We start from the raw sequence: 21,020 nt of genomic DNA, 5'->3' as shown, positions 1-21,020 counted from the left end.
CTCCCATATTCATAAGACTACCCAGAGTTTCCCCGCATGACGAACCATTCCGCCAACGCTGCGCCTCTTCTTCCGCCTGGTCCCGTCATGGTTGACGTGCAGGCCACCCGCCTGACCGAGCACGAAATACAGCGTCTGCAACATCCGCTGGTGGGGGGCGTGATTTTGTTCGCACGAAACTTTGAAAGCCGCGAACAGTTGACGGCATTGTGCGCTGAGATACACGCTTGCCGTGCCGAGCCCCTACTGATCGCAGTGGATCACGAAGGCGGTCGTGTTCAGCGCTTCCGTACCGATGGCTTCACCCCTTTACCCGCCATGCGCCAATTGGGTGAGATCTGGATGGACGACTCGCTGGCCGCCATGAGATTGGCTACCGAAACCGGCTATGTTTTGGCCGCAGAGTTGCGTGCGTGTGGGGTCGACCTTAGCTTTACGCCAGTGCTTGATCTGGATTACGGTGTCAGCAGTGTCATTGGCGATCGTGCCTTTCACCGCGACCCGCAAATTGTTTCCATGTTGGCTCGTGCCTTGACTCAAGGTTTGCTGCTGGCAGGGATGGCCGCTTGCGGCAAGCATTTTCCCGGCCATGGCTTTGTGCAGGCCGATTCGCACCACGAAATCCCCGTGGATACGCGTTCGCTGGAAGAAATCATGGGAGAAGACGCGGCGCCTTATGGCTGGCTGGGCGACATGGTGTTGCCCTCCGTGATGCCGGCGCACGTCATTTATCCCGAAGTGGATGAGGCACCGGCGGGTTTTTCCCCCTTCTGGATCCAGTCCATTTTGCGCGGGCAACTGCGTTACGATGGTGTGGTGTTCTCGGACGACCTCACCATGGAAGGCGCTTCGGTTGCCGGCGATATTCTGGCTCGTGCACAGGCGGCCTTGGGCGCGGGCTGCGATATGGTGCTGGTGTGCAATCGTCCTGATCTGGCGGACGAACTATTAAGCCGCCTAAGCTTCGACATGCCGGAGATTTCACAAGATCGCATCCGCAGATTGCATCCACGTTTTGATGCGCCGGATTGGCAGTCGCTGCAGCGTCAGGAGCGTTATCGGTATGCCCGAGACCTTCAATCTCAAATCATTTCTGGCTGATCTTCCTCATTTGCCGGGTGTCTATCGACACCTGGATGAAAATGGAGAGGTGTTGTATGTAGGTAAGGCGCGCGATTTGAAGAAGCGCGTTTCTTCCTATTTTCAGAAAAATCTTAGCAGCCCACGCATTGCCCTAATGGTGGCTAAAGTTGCGCGTATCGAGGTAACCGTTACGCCCTCTGAGGCCGAGGCGCTGCTGCTAGAGAACAATCTGATCAAACGGCTTAAGCCGCGTTACAACATTCTGTTTCGCGACGATAAGTCTTATCCCTATTTGCATATCACCGGTCACGAGGCGCCTCGTATCGTTTATTACCGTGGCAGCACGGCGGGGGCAGGGCGTTACTTCGGGCCTTATCCCAATGCCTGGGCGGTGCGGGAAACCATACAGATACTCCAAAAGGTGTTTCGCTTGCGGACATGCGAAGACAGTGTCTACGCGAACCGCACGCGCCCTTGTCTATTGCACCAAATAGGGCGCTGCTCGGCCCCCTGTACCGGTGTCATCAGCTTGTCTGCTTATCAATCCGATGTGGACCGAGCCGTGCGTTTCCTGGATGGCAAGGCAAGGCAAGTCTTGGATGACATTGAAGAACGCATGCACCAAGCTGCGGAACAGTTGGAGTTCGAGCACGCAGCCTTGTTGCGCGATCAGATGGCGGCTTTATCCACGGTGTTGCAGCAACAATCGATGGAGCAGATAGGCGAGGACGATGTCGACGTGATTGCGCTGGCAGCCTCGGGAGGCAAGGTTTGTGTGAACCTGGCCATGGTGCGATCCGGCAGGCACCTGGGCGACCGTGCCTTCTTTCCCTCGCATGCCGACTCTGGTGCCTTGGAGGACGTGCTTGCAGCGTTCGTGGCTCAGCACTATCTGGATAGCGCCATGCCGGCTGTCATCGTCTGTGCGCAGCGTCTACCCGATCCGGCCTTGCTGGATCTATTGGCGGAGAGTGTAGGCAGGCGAGTGCGGTGGCTGCATAAGCCGCAAGGTGTCAGGCGCCAATGGCTGGAGCAAGCGCAGAAGAATGCCGAGCTGGCATTGGCACGGGTGCTCTCCGAAACCGGAGCCCGTATGGCGCGCACCGCGGCGTTGGCGCAAGAATTAGGGTTGGAGGACGATGAGGCGGCGCTAGAAGCCTTGCACATCGAGTGTTTCGACATCAGTCATACCGCTGGCGAGGCCACGCAGGCCTCATGTGTGGTGTATAAGCATCATGCCATGCAGACTTCCTTATATCGGCGCTACAACATTGTGGGTATTACCGGCGGAGACGATTACGCCGCGATGCGTCAAGTGCTGCAACGTCGTTTCGCCCGAGCTGCCGACGACCCAGAGCAACTGCCCGATATTGTGTTGATTGACGGGGGCAAAGGCCAAGTTGAAACCGCCCGCCAAGTGTTCACCGAATATGGGTTGGACATCAGTCGCTTGGTGGGGGTGGCCAAGGGTGAAGGACGTAAGGTCGGGTTGGAGACCTTGGTGTTTGCTGATGGACGACATCCGGTAGCACTGGGGCAAGAGTCAGCGGCCTTGCTGCTGGTCGCGCAAATACGCGACGAAGCTCATCGCTTTGCCATTACCGGCATGCGTGCCAAGCGAGGCAAAGCGCGCACAGTGTCGCGGCTTGAAGAGATCGAAGGAGTAGGCGCGCGCCGGCGTCAAAAGCTATTGGCGCGTTTTGGCGGCTTCTCGGGTGTGGCCTCGGCCAGCGAGGAAGAACTGGCGTCGGTCGAGGGTATTTCGCGCGAACTGGCCGAACGCATATACAATGCGCTTCGGTGTTAGGATAGTCGCTATGCCTCTGAATGTTCCCATCGTCCTGACTTGGCTGCGCATCGCGGTCATACCCTTTTTCGTCGCGCTGTTTTATCTGCCGTACGAATGGCTGCCTACCACCACTCGGGACACCATCGCCGCGCTGGCCTTTATTCTGGCCGCGCTGACCGACTGGTTCGACGGCTGGCTGGCACGCCGATGGAACCAGACTTCCAGCTTCGGGGCTTTTCTCGATCCAGTGGCCGACAAACTCATGGTCTGCACCGCGCTGCTGGTGCTGCTCGACTTGAACCGCGTGGATGTCCTGATCGCGCTGGTCATCATCGGCCGCGAGATCACCATTTCGGCCTTGCGCGAATGGATGGCCAATATAGGTGCCGGGCGCAGCGTGGCAGTGCATTGGCTGGGCAAATTCAAGACTGCTGCCCAGATGATCGCTATTCCTTGTTTGTTGTACTGGCAAGACTTGTTCGGCATTTCTACCCAATGGGTGGGCTTGGTACTGATTATTGTGGCGGCCATCCTCACGATCTGGTCTATGGCGTATTACCTGAAACGCGCGTGGCCGGCCATACGAGAACGCGGCGGCATCAACTAGGCGCTGCTCGCATATTTGACCGCGCTGCGCTCCAAAAGGGGCGCAAGCTGTCTGTATTTACCTGCATTGATTTTTTAAGATGACGACGACCACCGCAGACGCTCTTCCCGATACCCCGGCCATCATGAAAAGGGACTGGAAAGTTATCAGTCTCGTGGGTGTCGCGCACTCTTGCTCTCATTTCTTCCAACTGGTCTTTCCCACCCTGTTTTTGTCGCTCTCAGCCGCTTTCGGCTACGACTACGTGCAGCTAGGGTTTCTGGTTTCCGTCTTCTTTATCGCCTCTGGTGTGGGGCAGGCAGCTTCGGGGTTTATCGTAGACAGAATGGGCGGCGCGCCTGTCCTGCTTTTTGGCTTGGCCAGTTTTGTCGTCATGGGGGCGCTGATAGGCTTGGCACAGGGCTATCCCATGCTGATGCTGGCCGCCGTCATCGGGGGGGTGGGCAACGCCGTATTTCACCCCGCCGACTTTGCCATTCTGAATCATCGCGTCAGCCCCAGACGCCTAGGGCATGCTTTCAGTACCCATGGTTTTACCGGCAACTTGGGCTGGGCCTTGACGCCTATTTTCATGACCACGATTATTCACTGGGCCGACTGGCGCATAGCGGCCTTTGCCGCCAGTGGCTTGGTGGCGGCGGTATTGATTGTGGTTTGGTTCGGTCGCCACCTGCTGGAGAACGAACTGCAAGATAGGCGCAAGGCAGCCGCAGAAGAGGCGATAGACCCCAGTAGTCTTGCGCACCAATCCATAGGCCAAACCCTGGCAACCTTGGCTGTCCAGCCCGCCTTGTGGGGGGCATTTTTCTTTTTTGCTTTTGCTTCCATCTCTTTGTCCGCAGTGCAAAACTACACCATTCCCATGCTTTCGGGGGTGTATGGCATAGAGAAAGTCCTCGCGGGTACGGCGCTTTCCGTGTACATGGCGGCTTCGGCGCTTGGCATGATTGCCGGTGGGTTTTTGGTAGGGACGACAGTAGCAAGTGAACGCGTGGTGGCCTTGTCTTTAGTGTTGGCGGGTTTGCTGCTGGCCTTTTTGGCTTCGGGCATTCTGGCGCCCTGGATGGCCATCGCCTTTGTGATGCTAGGCGGATTTTGTGCCGGTGTGTCTACGCCCTCACGCGATATGTTGATTCGCCGCGCCACCCCCAAAGGCGCTACGGGCACAGTATACGGGCTGGTGTATTCCGGCATGGACGTCGGCGCGGCTGTGGGGCCGGTAGTGTTCGGCCTGATGCTGGACGCCGGCATGCGTTCGGGGCCGTGGTACGGCGCGGCGATTACTTTCATCGTGGCGGCATGGCTGGCCTGGCTGGTGGCGCGGTTCGTGTTGGCGAGCGAAGCACGTAAAGCAACCGCCTAAAATTTTCGCATGATGAAATCATGATTGCGCAGTATGAAAAACATCGGGACTCGCGCATTTTTTGATTTTTCATAGCGAAAAATGTTATTTCGCATTGCAAAATGAAAACTGTAAGTTGTTGTTTATTAACACTAATATTTATAGTCTTATATAAGATATAAGTGTGTTTTGCGGTGCAGCATCCGCGTAGAATTTTCTCCATCAGGTGAGGCGTAAACAAGTCGTCAATGTTCACGTCCTCCCACAGGTTTCCCAATCACTCATTTGGTTATCCTCAGGAGAACATCATGTCCACACGCGAAAACGAAATCCGCGCAATCGAGAAACGCTGGGCCGAAGACCCCCGCTGGCAAGGCATCAAGCGCGGCTATGGGGCCGACGAGGTCGTGCGTTTGCGCGGCTCGCTGGTGGTCGAGCACACGCTGGCGCGCCGGGGTTCCGAGAAGCTCTGGAAGCTGCTGAACAGCGAAGACTTCGTCAATTCGCTGGGCGCCATGAGCGGCAATCAAGCCATGCAGCAGGTGAAGGCCGGGCTTAAGGCCATCTACCTCTCGGGTTGGCAAGTCGCCGGTGATGCAAACGGCGCGGGCGAGATGTACCCCGATCAATCCCTGTATCCCGCCAACTCTGTGCCGCAAGTTGTGCGCCGCATCAACAATGCACTGACTCGTTGCGACCAGATTCAGTGGATGGAAGGCCTTAACCCTGGTGATCCTGGCTATATCGATTATTTCGCGCCCATCGTGGCGGATGCCGAAGCCGGCTTCGGCGGTGTGCTTAACGCTTTCGAATTGATGAAAGGCATGATAGAGGCGGGTGCCTCCGGCGTGCACTTCGAGGATCAGTTGGCTTCAGTGAAAAAATGCGGTCACATGGGCGGCAAAGTCTTGGTGCCCACCCGTGAGGCCGTGAGCAAGTTGGTGGCGGCGCGTCTGGCAGCCGACGTGTTGGATGTGCCCACGCTGTTGCTGGCCCGTACCGACGCCGATGCGGCCGATCTTATCACCAGCGATATTGATGAAAACGACCGTCCCTTCATCACCGGTGAACGCACGGCTGAAGGCTTCTTCCGCACCCGCGCCGGCATCGAGCAAGGCATCTCCCGCGGCCTGGCTTATGCGCCATATGCCGACCTGTTGTGGTGCGAAACCTCGACGCCCGACCTCGCTTATGCGCGCCAGTTTGCCGAGGCCATCCACAAGCAGTTCCCCGGCAAGCTGCTGGCTTACAACTGCTCGCCCTCGTTCAACTGGAAGAAAAATCTGGATGACGCCACCATTGCCAAGTTCCAGCGTGAGCTGGGTGCCATGGGCTACAAGTTCCAGTTCATCACCTTGGCAGGCTTCCATGCGCTGAATTACGGGATGTTCGATCTGGCTTACGGCTATGCGCGCAACCAGATGTCGGCATTCGTCGAGTTGCAGCAACGGGAGTTCGCCGCCGCTGAACGGGGCTTCACCGCCGTCAAGCACCAGCGCGAAGTGGGCACAGGCTACTTCGACGCGGTGACCCAGACGATCGAAGGGGGGCAATCTTCTACAACGGCACTGACCGGCTCTACCGAAGAAGAGCAGTTCCACCACGCCTAAATTTAGGCTTGCTTGACGCAAAACACCGGCCTAACAGCCGGTGTTTTGCATGGAGTGGGGCGCTTGTTAGTTGCTTGGCACTTGACCGGGATCAAGGCCACCAAAAGGCAATGGGGCTATAGTTCTCAACATGCGCGCATTTTCCATTTTTGCTATTCCCGCCAGTTTGGGGGCTGAGCCCCGGGCTTTACGTCGCCGAATGCTGGCGCGTCTAGGTTTGGCTTGGCTCATCATGATGCAAGTCATGATGCTGGCTTTCCCCGCTTATTTGCAGGGTGCCCCCATGACAGGCGCCGATCGCGGGTTCCTGGACGAAGCCATCATTTTCATGAACTGGCTGAGTCTGGTGTTAACCATACCTGTGGTTTGGTATTGCGCTGCGCCGGTCTGGAAGAATGCGGTGGCGCGGCTGAGCCAAGCACGTATAGGCATGGATGTGCCTGTCGCGCTAGGTATTGCTGCCGCGTTTATTCCTAGTGTGTATGCCACTTGGGCCGAACAGGGCGAGGTTTATTTCGAGTCCGTTTCCATGTTCGTGGCTTTTCTGCTTACGGCTCGCTATCTTGAGTTGTGCGCCCGTCAGGCCAGCGGAACCCTGACAAACGATTTGTTAAGCCGCTTTCGCGACACCTTGTCGCAGCGTGCGGATCGCATCGCGCTTTGGTTCACGATGTCCCAGATAGCCTTGGCGCTTATCGTGGGCGCTTATTGGGCGCTTACCGAGCCTACGCGTGCCGTTTCCGTCATGGTCGCCATGCTGGTCATAAGCTGCCCTTGTGCGCTGGCCATGGCCGTCCCTACGTCGATTGCCGCCGCTCAAGCTTGCTTGGCGATAAAGCCTGACCTCTCCGAGGCCGAAGTGAGCAGTTTGGTGCAAGGCACCGCCAAGGTGGCGCGCCAGAATTTGTACGGTGCTGTTATATGGCACCTGCTGATGATGCCTTTGGCGGCGGTAGGTTGGGTTCAACCCTGGTTGGCGGCAGTCACCATGCTTATTTCTTCCCTGACCGTCGCGCTGAACGCTTGGTTGTTGTTCCGGCGTCATGCTGCGGTTTCGTGCGCAGGCTCTTCCCAGAGTCCTCATGCCGACCCGGCTATCTGAATCTTGGGCTTAGGCCTTTTCTCGCAGGCACTCAAATGGAAACACTCTACCTGCTGTTGCCGTTGTCGCTGCTCTTCGTGCTGGCCATTGGCGTGGCATTTTGGTGGGCGGTGTCTTCGGGACAGTTCGAGAACAGTGATGAGGCGGCGCGATCCATCTTGCTGGATGACGACTCTACGGTAGCGCCGCAAGAACCTGTTGACGCCTCAGGCGCCCCCGATTTGTTGCAGCGCAAACAAGAATCTGATTCTAAAAAGTGAACGAAAACATCTAAGGTGGCCCGAGAGCGGGTAGACAGAATGCCGTGCCGCAGCATTAAGGGTGCCCCGATCTTCCCAGGCTGCTTGCCCCCTGGCGTGCATTCATGCCGCCTGAACATGCAACTTGATGTAGATCAACGCGCTGCGGCGCGCAATATGCCATGATCTAAGGTGCCAATTGTTTTAATGTTAGGGGAGTTGCATGGCCGCTACGGGGAATCCGGCGCTTTCTGCCGAGTCGTTCAATTACGACGTCGTCAGAAAGTTTGCCATCATGACAGTCTTTTGGGGGGTTGTCGGCATGGTCGTGGGGGTGTTAATCGCTGCCCAACTGATCTGGCCCGACCTCAATTTCAACACGCCATGGCTTAGTTATGGCCGACTGCGCCCTATACATACCAATGGCGTTATCTTCGGCTTCGGCGGTACGGCCTTGTTCGCCACGTCGTATTACGTCGTGCAACGAACCTGTCAGGTGCGCTTGTTTTGTACAAAACTGGCCGAATTCACCTTCTGGGGCTGGCAGCTGGTGCTGGTGGCAGGGGTTATCACCCTGGCCATGGGTTATACCAGCTCCAAAGAATACGCCGAACTCGAATGGCCCATTGATATCCTCATCACCTTGGTGTGGGTGTCTTACGCCATCGTGTTTTTTGGCACCATCGCCATACGCCGCGTCAAACATATTTACGTGGCCAACTGGTTCTATGGCTCCTTCATCGTCACCATCGCCGTTCTGCATATATTCAATAACCTAGAACTGCCAGTGTCCGCATGGAAGTCTTACTCCATCTACGCCGGTGTCCAAGACGCCATGGTGCAGTGGTGGTACGGCCATAACGCAGTGGGTTTTTTCCTGACCACCAGCTTCTTGGCCATGATGTATTACTTCGTGCCCAAGCAGGCCGAGCGCCCCATTTACTCTTACCGTTTATCCATTGTTCACTTCTGGGCCTTGGCATTTACCTATATGTGGGCCGGTCCTCACCACCTGCATTACACGTCGCTCCCCGACTGGACCCAAGCACTGGGCATGGTGTTCTCTTTGATTCTGCTGGCACCCTCCTGGGGGGGCATGATCAACGGCATCATGACTTTGTCTGGTGCCTGGCATAAGCTGCGCACCGATGCCATCCTGAAGTTCCTGGTAACGGGTCTGTCGTTCTACGGTATGGCCACGTTTGAAGGCTCCATGATGTCCATCCGCACAGTCAATGCCTTGTCGCATTACACCGACTGGACTATCGGCCACGTCCACGTAGGGGCGCTGGGCTGGGTGGCCATGACCATTTTCGGGTCTTTCTACTATATGCTGCCGCGCCTTTATGGCCGCACCACCATGGCTAATCCGCGCCAGGTAGAGCTGCACTTCTGGCTGGCCACCGTAGGCGTGGTGTTGTATATCGCTTCCATGTGGATTGCCGGCGTCATGCAAGGCATGATGTGGCGCGCTACTGGCGAAGATGGCATGCTCACCTACAGCTTCGTCGAGGGCGTGAAGGCTACCTATCCGTTCTATGCCATACGTTTGGCAGGCGGTGCCTTGTTCCTTGCCGGCATGTGCGTGATGGCCTGGAACACTTTCCGTACGGCTCAGGGTCAACCTCGCCCGAATCCCATGGTTTATCCCTACAACCCCGATGCCACCGAATCGAAGTGGGTGGGCGACGCTGCTCCTGCAGCGCGTGAAGCAGCGGTTTAAGGGAGAAATCATCATGGCAAGCAAAAACAAAAAGCTTTTCAGCCACGAGACCTTGGAAACCAATGTCGGGCTGTTGATCATATTCAGTATTTTGGTGATCTCGGTAGCGGGTCTGGTTCAGATCGTGCCGCTGTTTTACCAGCATTCCACCACACAGCCCACCGAGGGCGTTACCCCCTACGAGTCTCTCGAACTCATAGGGCGTGACGTCTACATACGTGAAGGGTGTGTGGGCTGCCACTCTCAGCAGATCCGCATGCTGCAGTCCGAAGTGCAGCGCTATGGTCCGTATTCTTTAGCAGGCGAGTTCGTCTACGACCATCCTTTCCTGTGGGGCTCAAAGCGTACCGGCCCAGACTTGGCTCGGGTTGGCGGGCGTTATTCCGACGATTGGCACCGGGTGCACCTGCGAGATCCACGCGCGCTGGTCCCCGAGTCCAATATGCCGGCCTATCCCTGGTTGCAAAAAAACTCTGTCGAGAACGTCAACGTTCAGACCCGAATGAAGGTATTGCGCACGCTAGGGGTGCCTTATACCGACGAGCAAATAGCTGAAGCGCCGTCCAAGCTGAAGGGCAAAACCGAAGAAGACGCCATCGTTGCTTATCTGCAAAGCCTGGGTGTGGCGGGGCGTGCGGCAGCAGCCAAAGCCGTGGCAGGAGAACCGTAATGGGTGTATTGAACGGCATTATCACGCTCATAGCGCTGCTTACCTTCATCGGCATTGTGTGGTGGGCATTCTCCAAGTTCAGGGCCAAAGACAACGAAGAAGCCTCACTGCTACCTTTCGCGCAACCCGATGAGTCGGTTGCCGAAACCGAGCAGGAAGTCGAGGCGGAAGAAAAGAAGCAAGAAGGGGATCGCAATGAGTGATTTCGTCAGTAGTTCCTGGGGTTACTACATCGCGGCGGTATCCATAGCCGGTATCATCTACTGTATATGGCTGCTGTTTACCCAACGCGCCTGGCTGGGTAAAAACCTGCCTAAGGGCGAAGAGATGGGTCATGTTTGGGACGGCAACCTTACCGAACTGAACAATCCGGTGCCTAGGTGGTGGACAGTCTTCTATTTAGGCCTGTGCATCTTTGGTTTTGGCTATCTGATTCTGTATCCCGGCTTGGGCGAATTCAAAGGTTTGTTGAATTACTCCAGCGCCGAAGCCGTACGCGAGGCACAAGCCGAGCAAGCGGCTCGTGTCGCGCCTTTGTATGCCCGGTTTGCCAGCATGGATATTGCTCAGGTGGCGGCAGACCCGGAAGCCCGCCAAATTGGCCAGCGGCTCTTTCTGAACAACTGCGCCCAATGTCATGGCTCCGACGCGCGCGGTGCCCCAAGTTTTCCTAACTTGGCAGATGGGGATTGGTTGCACGGCGGTGAGCCCGAGCAGATCATGCAGACCATTACCAATGGGCGTGTGGGTATCATGCCGCCCTGGGGGGCGGTGATCAAGCCCGCCGAGGCATCTGATATTGCACAGTACGTGCGTTCGTTGTCGGGTTTGGCAGCCGACCCGCTGCGTTTAGTGCCTGGCAAGCGCGGCTATGACAGTTATTGTGTGGCTTGCCATGGCGCAGAAGCTAAAGGCAATACGGCCTTGGGTGCACCCAACCTTACCGACGGTACTTGGCTGTATGGCAGTTCCGAAGCCACCATCGTCGATATCATTCTCAATGGCCGGCATAACGAGATGCCTGCCCAGGGCCATTTGTTGTCGCCAGAGCAAATCCGTATCCTGACGGCCTGGGTCTGGGGGCTGTCCAATTCTTCTGGCGCAACGGTAAGCGCCAACAAGTAGTTTCCTGCTCATGAACGAAGAACACGTTGCGCGTAACAGCGATACATCCAGTACTCCCCCCAGCTGGCAGCCACAAGCTGTTTCCAGACCAAGGGAGGACGGGAACCAGGTTGAACAAGCCCTGGCTGACGTGCGTAGCAAGATTTACCCGCGTTCCGTCTCGGGCATTTATGCCCGGTGGCGGATCGCCATGGTATTTATCACCCAAATCGTGTTCTACGGCTTGCCTTGGTTGCAATGGAACGGCAGGCAAGCCGTACTGTTCGACCTAGGGGCGCGTAAATTCTATCTATTTGGTGCTGTTCTCTGGCCCCAAGACGTTATCTACTTGGCGGTGTTGCTGGTGCTGTCCGCGCTGGCACTGTTTTTGTTCACTGCGGTAGCCGGCAGGCTGTTTTGCGGATATGCCTGTCCGCAAACGGTTTACACCGAAATTTTCATGTGGGTAGAGCGTCACATTGAAGGCGATCGTGGCGCTCGCATTCGTCTAGACGAGCAGCCCTGGAATGCCCGCAAGATTCGTCTGAAAGCAGCCAAGCATTTTGTGTGGGTAGTGCTGGCCCTCTGGACAGGTTTTACGTTCATCGGCTACTTCGCACCTATACGGGCGCTGGGCGCAGATCTGATCAGCTTGTCTTTGGGGCCGTGGCAGTGGTTCTGGATGCTGTTTTACGCCTTCGCGACTTGGGGTAATGCCGGATTCATGCGTGAATCGGTCTGTAAGTACATGTGCCCCTATGCTCGTTTTCAAAGTGTCATGGTGGATAACGATACCTTTGTTGTCACCTACGACGATGTGCGCGGAGAACCCAGGGGCGGGCGTTCTCGCCGTATTGATCATAAAGAAGCGGGTATGGGCGACTGCGTAGACTGTACGCTTTGTGTGCAGGTGTGCCCCACAGGCATCGATATACGCGAGGGCTTGCAATACATGTGCATAGGTTGCGGCGCTTGTGTCGATGCCTGCGACCAGGTCATGGATAAAATGGGCTACGAGCCCGGCCTTATACGTTACACCTCTGGCCGCGCCATCAAAGAAAGACTCAGCCAGGCGCAGGTGCGTAAACGCCTGTTGCGCCCCCGCATCATTATTTATACCGTTCTGTTGGCTGGTATTGCCATAGCGCTGTTGGTGTCTATGTTGACACGCACCACTTTGCGAGTAGATGTCATGCGTGATCGAGGAGCACTTGGGCGTGAGGTGGCGGGTGGTTTCATCGAGAACGTTTATCGCCTTCAGGTCATCAACACAGACGAAGCGCCGTTACAACTACGCATAGGTGCGGAAGGTTTGCCTGGCATGCAAATCATAGTGGCGGATCAACAGGGTGAAACTGTCCAAGTAGAGGGGTCCGCGAACCTGCTTGTCCCTATCGTGGTGCGAACACCCATGGCCGGCTTGTCGCCGGGGCTCTACGATATGGATCTGACTTTCATTGCGGAGTCTGCTTCGGGACGCAACACCGCCGTGACCGAGCAATCCTCGTTTTACGTGCCTCAATAATGTAATGGCTACAACCACGGAAAAACCACACATGGAAAATGAGCCGCTTAGCAAGCCTTGGTGGAAAGAGCCCTGGCCGTGGTTCCTGATGGCTGGGCCTGCTTTAGCCATGGTGGGTTGCATCATTACCATCGTGCTGGCGGTTAATGGTTTTCGTAATGAAGCCATTACCGAAGGTGGGGTCAAACGAGGTTTAGTAGTTGAAAAACACGAAGAACCCCAGAAGCACTCAACGGGAGACAAGCAACCGTGAAGTATCAGAATCTGATGTGGATATTGTGGCCGTCATTTTTGCTGGCAGGGGCCACCAGTGCAGCAGTCTTTGCCTTGGTAGACCCCTTGGATATCGTGGTGCTGAACACCTTGCAGTTTGATCGCAATGTGGTTTATGCCGCGGGTTTTTTCTTGTTTTGGATAATGGCCGCATTATCTAGTGCGCTGACTTTATATATGGCCCCACGCACGCCCATACAGTCCCCCTCTGACTCTTTATCGTAAAGCGTGCTTGTGCGGTTGGGGCTTATAAGCCGGCACTCAACTCGTCAAGGCGGCTATTCGCAATCGCTGCCGGTAAGTTGGTGCAGCATCTCCATATCCAGCAGCTGAACTTCGCGTTGGCGGATGCGAATAAGGTTGTCACGCGCAAAACGAGAAAACAGCCGGCTGACGGTTTCCAGGGTAAGGCCTAGATGGTTGCCGATTTCTTCTCGGCTCATGCGTAGGATGAACTCGCGGGGCGAGTAACCCAGTGCGCCCAGGCGCTGAGAAAGGTTCAGTAAAAAAGCAGCCAGCCTTTGTTCGGATCGCATGACGCCCAAAGACATGATCAGTTGTTGCGAACGCAGGATCTCTTGGCTGGTCAGTCGGCGCAATTGTCTACTGAGCGCGGGCAGCATGGTAGTGATGCGCTCGACGTCTTGGATAGGCACCACACAGAGTTCGGTGTCTTCCATGGCGATGGCGTGGGTCATGTGGCGCGCGCCAAGGTAGCCGTCTATGCCAACGACTTCACCAGGCAACAGAAAGCCTGTGACCTGCACTTGGCCGCTGGCATCTTCGAGTTGGGTCTTGACCGACCCCGAGCGTATGCCGTACAGCGCTGTGCCTTCGTCATCTTGATGATAGACGAAGCTTCCTTTACTAACGCGTAGCCTTTCCTTGACGATCTGGTCCAGCGTTTCGATATCGCCCGCAGGCATACCTACGGGGATACAAAGGCTGTTCAGCATACAAGTAGAGCAACGCGTGGCATCTGGCGTGAGCTGAATAGTTTTATGCATACTGATCCTGTAGTGCCGTGGCCCTCTGGCAAGGGCGGGGCGGCCCCTTCATTGTACCCGCTTTGGCGGGTTTGGCCCCTGCTGGGTTTTGCTGACCCAAGCATTGATCGGGGCAAAGGCTTCGCGCAACATCTCCAGGAAAACCCTGACGCGTAGCGGGAGGTGCTTACGTTCGGCCAAGAGGGCAAAGATACCGTTGGCGGGCGCCGCGTAGCTGTCGAGCACGCTGATCAGGCGACCGGCAGCCAAGTCGTCCCGTACCTCCCAAAGGGATCGCCATGACAAGCCATATCCGCCTAGCGTCCATTCGTGCAGGGCCGAGCCGTCGCTGCACGACATATTGCCACTCACCCGTAGGGCTCGTACTTGCCCGTTTATCAGCAATTGCCAGCCTCGCGACTGATTACTTTGATGACCAAAAGACAGGCAGTTATGCTGGGCCAGGTCGTCTGGAGTGCGCGGCGTACCATGCCGATCAAGGTAGGCGGGGGCGGCTACGATGACACGCCGGTTATCGGCCAAACGTATACCGATAACGTCCGAGTCACTGAGGTCACCGATACGTATGGCGCAGTCGTATCGCTCTTCAATCAAGTCGACCAGTCTGTCACTTAAGTCCAACGACAGCGTAACGTCGGGATAGCGTTCGAGAAAAGCGGGTATCAGGGGGGCGACGTGTTTGCGCCCAAAACCGGCCGGGGCGCTGATACGTAGATGGCCGTTGGGGTGATGGCTGCCTTGGGCGACACGTGTTTCTGTGTCATTAAGATCTTGTAGTATGCGTTGAGTTTCCCCTAGCAGCAGGGTACCCTCTTCGGTAAGCGATAAGCGCCGGGTAGAGCGCACCAGCAACTTGATGCCCAGACGAGCTTCCAGAGCGTTGATGCGTCTGGCCACCATGGCGGGAGCGACACCTTCGGCACGCGCAGCAGCCGAGAGGCTGCCCAGCGTTGCTACGGCGACAAAGCTTTCCAGTTGTTTGAGTTTATCCATGTGGCGAGCGGTAGTACTTCTTGAAATCAGGCCCTCAGGCCCCAGATAGGGTCTATCTGAAATATTAGCTGGACGATCTATGCGATTCGACAAACTTACCACCAAATTCCAGCAGGCTTTTGCCGATGCGCAAAGTCTGGCTGCCAGAAACGACAATCCTTATATTGAACCCCTACACGTGTTGGCTGCTTTGCTGTCCGATAACGACAGTGGCGCCGCCAGCTTGCTGGCGCGTTCGGGCGTCGCGGTTAATCGCGTCGTCTCCGACGTCAATACGGCTATTGCTGCTTTGCCTCAGGTGCAGGGCGGGCAAAGCAATTTGCAGCCCAGCCGCGAGTTGCAGCAGGTGCTGGTGCAGACCGACAAAGAAGCCTCTAAACGGGGTGACACCTACATTGCCAGCGAGCTTTTCCTGTTGGCTTTGGCCGATGATAAGGGCCCCGAAGGGCGTATCTTGCGCGACGCAGGTCTGCAACGCAAGCCGCTCGAGGCTGCCATCGAGGCCATGCGTGGTGGCGACACCGTAAACGACTCAGAGAGCGAATCCAACCGGGAAGCCTTGGCCAAGTACACCACCGACCTGACTCAGCGTGCCCGCGAAGGCAAGCTTGACCCGGTTATCGGCCGTGATGACGAAATCCGCCGCAGCATTCAAATACTTCAACGTCGCACCAAAAACAACCCTGTGTTGATCGGTGAGCCAGGCGTGGGTAAAACCGCCATAGTCGAAGGCTTGGCACAGCGCATCGTTAACAATGAAGTGCCTGAAACCTTGAAGGGTAAGCGGGTGTTGTCGCTAGACTTGGCGGCCTTGTTGGCGGGCGCCAAGTTCCGTGGCGAATTCGAAGAGCGCCTGAAGGCTGTTCTGAAAGAGCTTTCCCAAGATGCGGGGCGCAGCATAGTCTTTATCGATGAAATCCACACCATGGTGGGTGCGGGCAAGGCCGAAGGTGCCATGGACGCGGGCAATATGCTTAAGCCGGCGCTTTCGCGCGGCGAGCTGCATTGCATAGGCGCCACCACTTTAGACGAATACCGCAAGTACATCGAAAAAGATGCCGCGCTTGAGCGCCGTTTCCAGAAGGTGCTGGTGGGCGAGCCCGATGTCGAATCCACCATTGCCATCTTGCGGGGTTTGCAAGAGCGCTACGAGCTTCACCACGGCGTTGCCATTACCGACCCCGCCATTGTGGCGGCGGCAGAGCTGTCCAATCGCTATATTACCGACCGCTTCCTGCCCGATAAGGCCATCGACCTTATCGACGAAGCAGCGGCCCGTATACGCATGGAAATCGACTCCAAGCCCGAGGTCATGGATAGGCTGGACAGGCGCATCATTCAGTTGAAGATCGAGCGCGAAGCCGTCAAAAAAGAAAGTGACGATGCTTCGCTGCGGCGCCTGAAGGCCATCGAGGACGAGCTCGAACGCTTGCAGCGCGAATACAACGACTACGAAGAAGTCTGGAAGGCCGAGAAGGCGGCTGTGCAGGGTTCGCAATCCATCAAAGAGGAAATCGAGCGCCTGAGAGCCGAAATGGCCGATCTGCAACGCAAGGGGCAGTTCGACAAGCTGGCTGAATTGCAGTACGGCAAACTGCCCGAGCTGGAGAGCCGTTTGAAGGCTGCCGAAGCGGGTAAGGCCGAGGCTCAGGATCAGCCGCGTCTGTTGCGTACCGAAGTGGGGGCCGAAGAAATTGCCGAGGTCGTCTCGCGTGCGACAGGCATACCGGTTTCCAAGATGATGCAGGGCGAACGTGAAAAGCTGCTGCACATGGAGGGCTTCCTGCATAAGCGCGTGGTGGGACAAGACGAAGCGGTGCGCTTGGTCGCCGATGCCATCCGCCGTTCGCGTGCGGGCTTATCCGATCCTTCCAAGCCTTATGGTTCCTTCTTGTTCCTGGGCCCTACGGGTGTGGGTAAAACCGAGTTGACCAAAGCCTTGGCAGAGTTCTTGTTCGACGCGGAAGACCATCTCATTCGTATCGACATGAGCGAGTTCATGGAAAAGCACTCGGTGGCTCGTCTAATTGGTGCGCCTCCCGGCTACGTGGGCTACGAAGAAGGCGGTTATCTTACCGAGGCCGTGCGTCGCAAGCCTTATAGTGTTGTGCTGCTGGACGAAGTCGAAAAGGCCCACCCGGATGTCTTTAACGTGCTGTTGCAGGTGCTGGATGACGGGCGCCTGACGGACGGACAAGGTCGGACGGTTGATTTCCGTAATACGGTCATCATCATGACTTCCAACCTGGGCTCGCACCTGATTCAAAGCATGGCCAGCGAACCTTACGAAGCCGTGAAGGAAGCCGTTTGGGGCGAGGTTAAACAGGCTTTCCGTCCTGAGTTCCTTAACCGTATCGACGAAGTCGTGGTGTTTCATGGTCTGGACGCCGAGCATATCGAGTCTATTGCACGCATTCAGTTGCAGCGTTTGGGCAAGCGTTTGGCCGAGCGCGAAATGCAGTTTGAGATATCGGATGCCGCCGTAGCCGAAGTGGCTCGTGCAGGGTTTGACCCAGTGTTTGGTGCGCGACCGCTTAAGCGTGCCATTCAGCAGAACATCGAAAATCCAGTGGCCAGGTTGGTACTGGAGGGCAAGTTTGGCCCCAACGATGTGGTGCCGGTTGACTGGGACGGTGAGCAGTTCGTATTTGACCGCACTCAACAATAACGCCAAGCGTTAAACAGCAAAAAAGCCCAGCGGCCTAAATTTGGCTGCTGGGCTTTTTCTTGTTTTAGTTGAAGCCGTAACGCTTTTGCAGGGCGGTAATGTTAAAGCCTTCTGTGGCGTTGAACAGATTGGCATAGCGCTGCCAAGGGTAGTAACTTTTGACATCGCGCACAGCCTTGAGGGCAGGGTAATAAAAATTCTTATCCTCGCCGTAGTTGCCAAGATAGTACACACCGCGCTCAGCTGGGTTCTCCTTGTATTCGTCAATGTATCGGGAGAAAGCGGCTGCTCCCATAATGCAGAAGGTTTTGCTGAGTTCTTGGTTCGTTATCCTAAACGTGATCATCTTCGGTTTGACCTCGCCCGTGTGTAATTTGGCGTAATAGCGTCGATATTCGCCCCCCAAAGGGGTTTCGCGAGGTTCTTTGCAAAAAAATTGCAAGTAGCTTGCATTGGAGTTGCCAGGGCTTGTTACGGGGCTTAGGTCGTCGAGCCAGATGCAGAACTTGGGTTTGCCTTTTTCATTGAAGCCATAGAATCCGTTACCAGGGGCGCCAGCGCTGAGCATGAGGTCCTGCATCAACCTGCCGGTTCTACGCATGGGTTCCAGGATGGCCTGTTCGACCATGAACACAGAGGGAGGGCCCCAGCTTCCATCTTTGTCCGCCATGCTGATAATCTCGGGCGGCAACTGCAAATGAGCTTGCCGCAGATTGCCATAGCTGTCTCGGCTCGTCCATTCTTTATAGCTGACACCTTTTTCCCAGACAGTATTCCAGGGGTGCCAACCGCCATAGAAACCGATTTTTTCCCCGGTCAGCTCATATTTTGTGGGGTCGGCAAACCAGGCCGAATCGTCGGGAGTGTGCAAGAACACGCAAGGGTGAGGCAGTTGTTTAAAGGCTTTCAAGTCTTCAAAAAAAGCATTGAAAAGCAGCATCTTCTTTGCGTAGGCTTTTAGATTGGAAACGCGGTCTTGGTAGCTCATCCCTTCATGGTCTCGCTCGCCCGGGCGGTCGGCCAAAGCAGAGGCCATGCCAGACTCGTAAGTCATGACCCAGGCCATAGACTTGATATACAACAGCTGCAAATTAATCAGTGCCGACAAATACACGCCTTCGCTGTCTTTCGAATAGAAGGTTCTGCGTGTCAATGCGCCTTCGGGGGCCTCAAGCTGAAAGCCAATGCCTTCTTCACCAAAAGTTTGTTGAAGCGAGTTGTAGCGCTTAAACATATAAAGGTAGGTGGGCACGGCATTGTGAGAGTCGCTGCCAAAGCCGCCGAAGAAACCCAACACCTGCTCGGTAACCGCCAGATCATTATGCAGATTGAACTCCCGGAGCATCTGCAATAGCCGGGTGCGAATGGCTTCGTGGTCGTCCCCATACATCTGAATATCCAGATTCAGCTGTGCCAGGTTGATATCCAGTTTGGCCAAGCCGGCACGCTTGGACTCTTCGATAAAACCCTGAAGCTCCTTCAGGATGGCATCAAGGCCTTTCTGAACGTCGTCGATTTTTTTTGAAATCTCGTTCAGCTTGCGCATGACAGGGTCGTCTTTGGGCAAGAAATGGCCAATGATATCCAGTGTCAGGGCACCGAAGAAGGTGACTATGGTTTTGTCTAGAAAGTTGGCGTCGTTGACCAGCTTGGCATAACGTAAAACCTCTTCTAAAAACTCGGTGGAAGAGATGCCCAGGGTATCGGGCTCGGGCAGCGTAGGGTCGCCGAAATCGACAATATGGGCGTCATAGTCGTCAGCAGCGGCCAGTTCGGCCAGGCTGTCGATAAAGGCATCTTGCGTTAGCCCCGACTGGCTGCGCGCCTGGGCAAATTGCGCGTGATCCAGTTCGTGATGGTCGATGAAGGTAATGGATAAATCCACATTGCTGCGTATCGACAAGAAACGCTGTACGCGGGTTTCGGCTTGCGAGGGGAGCCACTGCCTAATTTGGCGGACGCGGTCGGCCAGCGTAGTGGCGACATTCAGTACAAGTGGCGCCAGAGACTGAGCAGGGTCTTGGACGGCGTAATGGGACAAGCGCCCTAAAGGCCCATGAGCGCTGATATGCAAGCCCAAGGTGCGTTCGCCTTCCCATGAAAACGCGCCGTCGTTGTCGGTAAACCCGCTAAAGCACAGGGCCCCATCGGCGCCGGTACCTTCTATGGGTACGCCTGCAAGAGGTAGGCCGTCTTGGATGACACGCACTTGTGTGACGCCCAGAGCCCGCTGCAAGGGATTGACGTGTAAATCCCACTCGCTAACAGGGGGGGTAAGCGTATCAGGCACGTCGACGTATTCAACGGGGGTGCGCTCGTCTTCCGAGGAGTAGTTGGGGTCTTCGTCGCTGCCTGAGCCTCCGCAGGCGGACAAGGCCGCTCCGGCTGCACCCAGCAGTGAGGTTTTCAGGAACAGTCTTTTGCCATTGCTGATTTCGCTAAATGGCGCAAATTTTGGGTTGGCAGTCACGAGTAGCCTCTTTTAGACGACAGATGACTGCATATGGTGCGACAAACGCGCAGAAGTGGGAATCGCCCGATTTAGGTATTTTGCCGTTGCAGCTTAAGCATAATGCCTGGCAACCTAGGTGTACGGGTGCTAGTTGGCTTCGTCTTGGCCGTAGTACTTGACGCCAATAACCACAGCTTCACGCCCGGTTTCCCGGCGCCAGCGGTTGGTATCGCGCAGTGAATAAATGCATCCGCAGTACTCTTGCTGATAAAAGTTTTCACGCTTGCTGATTTCTATCATGCGCTGAGAGCCGCCGCCCTTGCGCCAGTTGTAAGTCCAGTAAACCAGATCGGGGTAGCGCGCTGCAGCGCGTTCACCGCAGCCGTTGATCTGGTTCATATCCTTCCAGCGCGAAATGCCCAACGAACTGGTGATCGTGTCAAAACCATGTTCGTGGGCGTATAAGGCCGTGCGCTCAAAGCGCATGTCAAAGCAGGCGGTACAGCGTTCGCCGCGTTCGGGAGCGTCTTCCAGGCCCTTGACCCGTTCAAACCAGTTGTCTTTGTCGTAATCGGCATCGATGAAAGGAATGTTGTGCAGTTCGGCAAAACGAATGTTTTCTTCTTTGCGGATTTCGTATTCGCGGTCGGGGTGGATGTTTGGGTTGTAAAAATAGATGGCGTAATCGATGCCCGATGCCGTCATGGCCTCCATGACTTCTCCTGAGCAGGGGGCACAGCAGGAGTGCATGAGCACTCGCTTGCGGTTGTCGGGCAGGGTAAGAATGGGGCGGTTGAAGGTGGGGCTGGACATAATGATAAAGAATTAGGTGC

19 protein-coding genes are annotated in these 21,020 nt (G+C 56.0%); 15 read left to right on the top strand and 4 right to left on the bottom strand.

Annotation, left to right across the window (positions count from 1 at the left end):
- The first annotated feature begins 36 nt into the window (after positions 1-36).
- From nagZ to H0484_RS05920, 14 genes are all read left to right on the top strand, one after another.
- Positions 37-1,101, top strand: a complete 1,065-nt coding sequence (nagZ, locus tag H0484_RS05985; RefSeq protein ID WP_226953623.1) for a beta-N-acetylhexosaminidase — start codon at positions 37-39, stop codon at positions 1,099-1,101.
- Positions 1,064-2,890: an excinuclease ABC subunit UvrC gene (gene uvrC / locus H0484_RS05980; protein WP_226953622.1), complete on the top strand. Its 1,827-nt coding sequence runs from the start codon at positions 1,064-1,066 to the stop codon at positions 2,888-2,890. The genes nagZ and uvrC overlap by 38 nt, the downstream gene beginning before the upstream one ends.
- A gap of 10 nt (positions 2,891-2,900) precedes the next feature.
- Positions 2,901-3,479, top strand: a complete 579-nt coding sequence (gene pgsA, locus H0484_RS05975) for a CDP-diacylglycerol--glycerol-3-phosphate 3-phosphatidyltransferase (RefSeq protein WP_226953621.1) — start codon at positions 2,901-2,903, stop codon at positions 3,477-3,479.
- A 79-nt stretch (positions 3,480-3,558) separates the two neighbouring features.
- Positions 3,559-4,842: an MFS transporter gene (locus H0484_RS05970; RefSeq protein WP_226953620.1), complete on the top strand. Its 1,284-nt coding sequence runs from the start codon at positions 3,559-3,561 to the stop codon at positions 4,840-4,842.
- 287 nt (positions 4,843-5,129) lie between these two features.
- The gene (gene aceA / locus H0484_RS05965; protein WP_226953619.1) at positions 5,130-6,431 is read left to right on the top strand and encodes an isocitrate lyase; all 1,302 of its coding nucleotides are present in this window, start codon (positions 5,130-5,132) and stop codon (positions 6,429-6,431) included.
- A 130-nt stretch (positions 6,432-6,561) separates the two neighbouring features.
- Positions 6,562-7,533, top strand: a complete 972-nt coding sequence (locus H0484_RS05960; protein WP_226953618.1) for a P-type ATPase — start codon at positions 6,562-6,564, stop codon at positions 7,531-7,533.
- A gap of 35 nt (positions 7,534-7,568) precedes the next feature.
- Complete coding sequence (ccoS, locus tag H0484_RS05955; protein ID WP_226953617.1) at positions 7,569-7,793, top strand: cbb3-type cytochrome oxidase assembly protein CcoS; 225 nt, start codon at positions 7,569-7,571, stop codon at positions 7,791-7,793.
- 202 nt (positions 7,794-7,995) lie between these two features.
- Positions 7,996-9,495, top strand: a complete 1,500-nt coding sequence (gene ccoN, locus H0484_RS05950; protein WP_226953616.1) for a cytochrome-c oxidase, cbb3-type subunit I — start codon at positions 7,996-7,998, stop codon at positions 9,493-9,495.
- Positions 9,496-9,508: 13 nt separating this feature from the next.
- Positions 9,509-10,165: a cytochrome-c oxidase, cbb3-type subunit II gene (gene ccoO / locus H0484_RS05945; protein WP_226953615.1), complete on the top strand. Its 657-nt coding sequence runs from the start codon at positions 9,509-9,511 to the stop codon at positions 10,163-10,165.
- On the top strand, positions 10,165-10,368 hold the full coding sequence (locus H0484_RS05940; RefSeq protein ID WP_226953614.1) for a cbb3-type cytochrome oxidase subunit 3: 204 nt from the start codon (positions 10,165-10,167) through the stop codon (positions 10,366-10,368). Before ccoO ends, H0484_RS05940 begins: the two co-directional genes overlap by 1 nt.
- Complete coding sequence (gene ccoP, locus H0484_RS05935) at positions 10,361-11,290, top strand: cytochrome-c oxidase, cbb3-type subunit III (protein ID WP_226953609.1); 930 nt, start codon at positions 10,361-10,363, stop codon at positions 11,288-11,290. Before H0484_RS05940 ends, ccoP begins: the two co-directional genes overlap by 8 nt.
- A 10-nt stretch (positions 11,291-11,300) precedes the next feature.
- On the top strand, positions 11,301-12,794 hold the full coding sequence (gene ccoG / locus H0484_RS05930) for a cytochrome c oxidase accessory protein CcoG (RefSeq protein WP_226953608.1): 1,494 nt from the start codon (positions 11,301-11,303) through the stop codon (positions 12,792-12,794).
- Between the two features lie 31 nt (positions 12,795-12,825).
- Positions 12,826-13,047, top strand: coding sequence for a FixH family protein (locus H0484_RS05925; RefSeq protein WP_226953606.1), 222 nt, complete (start codon positions 12,826-12,828; stop codon positions 13,045-13,047).
- Positions 13,044-13,292, top strand: a complete 249-nt coding sequence (locus H0484_RS05920) for a hypothetical protein (protein WP_226953604.1) — start codon at positions 13,044-13,046, stop codon at positions 13,290-13,292. Before H0484_RS05925 ends, H0484_RS05920 begins: the two co-directional genes overlap by 4 nt.
- A gap of 53 nt (positions 13,293-13,345) precedes the next feature.
- On the opposite strand, the gene H0484_RS05915 is transcribed toward H0484_RS05920, so the two are convergent.
- Together H0484_RS05915 and H0484_RS05910 are read right to left on the bottom strand one after the other, a co-directional pair.
- Positions 13,346-14,074, bottom strand: a complete 729-nt coding sequence (locus H0484_RS05915) for a helix-turn-helix domain-containing protein (RefSeq protein ID WP_226953600.1) — start codon at positions 14,072-14,074, stop codon at positions 13,346-13,348.
- Positions 14,075-14,122: 48 nt separating this feature from the next.
- Positions 14,123-15,067, bottom strand: coding sequence for a LysR family transcriptional regulator (locus H0484_RS05910; protein WP_226953599.1), 945 nt, complete (start codon positions 15,065-15,067; stop codon positions 14,123-14,125).
- Between the two features lie 79 nt (positions 15,068-15,146).
- Here H0484_RS05910 and clpB point away from each other — a divergent pair, with 79 nt between their 5' ends.
- Positions 15,147-17,735 (top strand): ATP-dependent chaperone ClpB, encoded by a 2,589-nt coding sequence (gene clpB / locus H0484_RS05905; RefSeq protein WP_226953598.1) that lies wholly within the window; start codon positions 15,147-15,149, stop codon positions 17,733-17,735.
- 64 nt (positions 17,736-17,799) lie between these two features.
- Here the strand turns inward: clpB and H0484_RS05900 are convergent, their stop codons facing one another.
- Positions 17,800-20,205 (bottom strand): hypothetical protein, encoded by a 2,406-nt coding sequence (locus H0484_RS05900; protein ID WP_226953597.1) that lies wholly within the window; start codon positions 20,203-20,205, stop codon positions 17,800-17,802.
- Between the two features lie 129 nt (positions 20,206-20,334).
- On the bottom strand, positions 20,335-21,000 hold the full coding sequence (locus H0484_RS05895) for an epoxyqueuosine reductase QueH (RefSeq protein ID WP_226953596.1): 666 nt from the start codon (positions 20,998-21,000) through the stop codon (positions 20,335-20,337).
- Positions 21,001-21,020: the final 20 nt, after the last annotated feature.

Origin of the sequence: Mesopusillimonas faecipullorum (genome assembly GCF_020539505.1) — a bacterium.
Lineage (GTDB): Bacteria > Pseudomonadota > Gammaproteobacteria > Burkholderiales > Burkholderiaceae_B > Mesopusillimonas > Mesopusillimonas faecipullorum.
The sequence above is the reverse complement of the archived record's forward strand: the minus strand, read 5'-3'. Positions and strand labels throughout refer to the sequence as shown.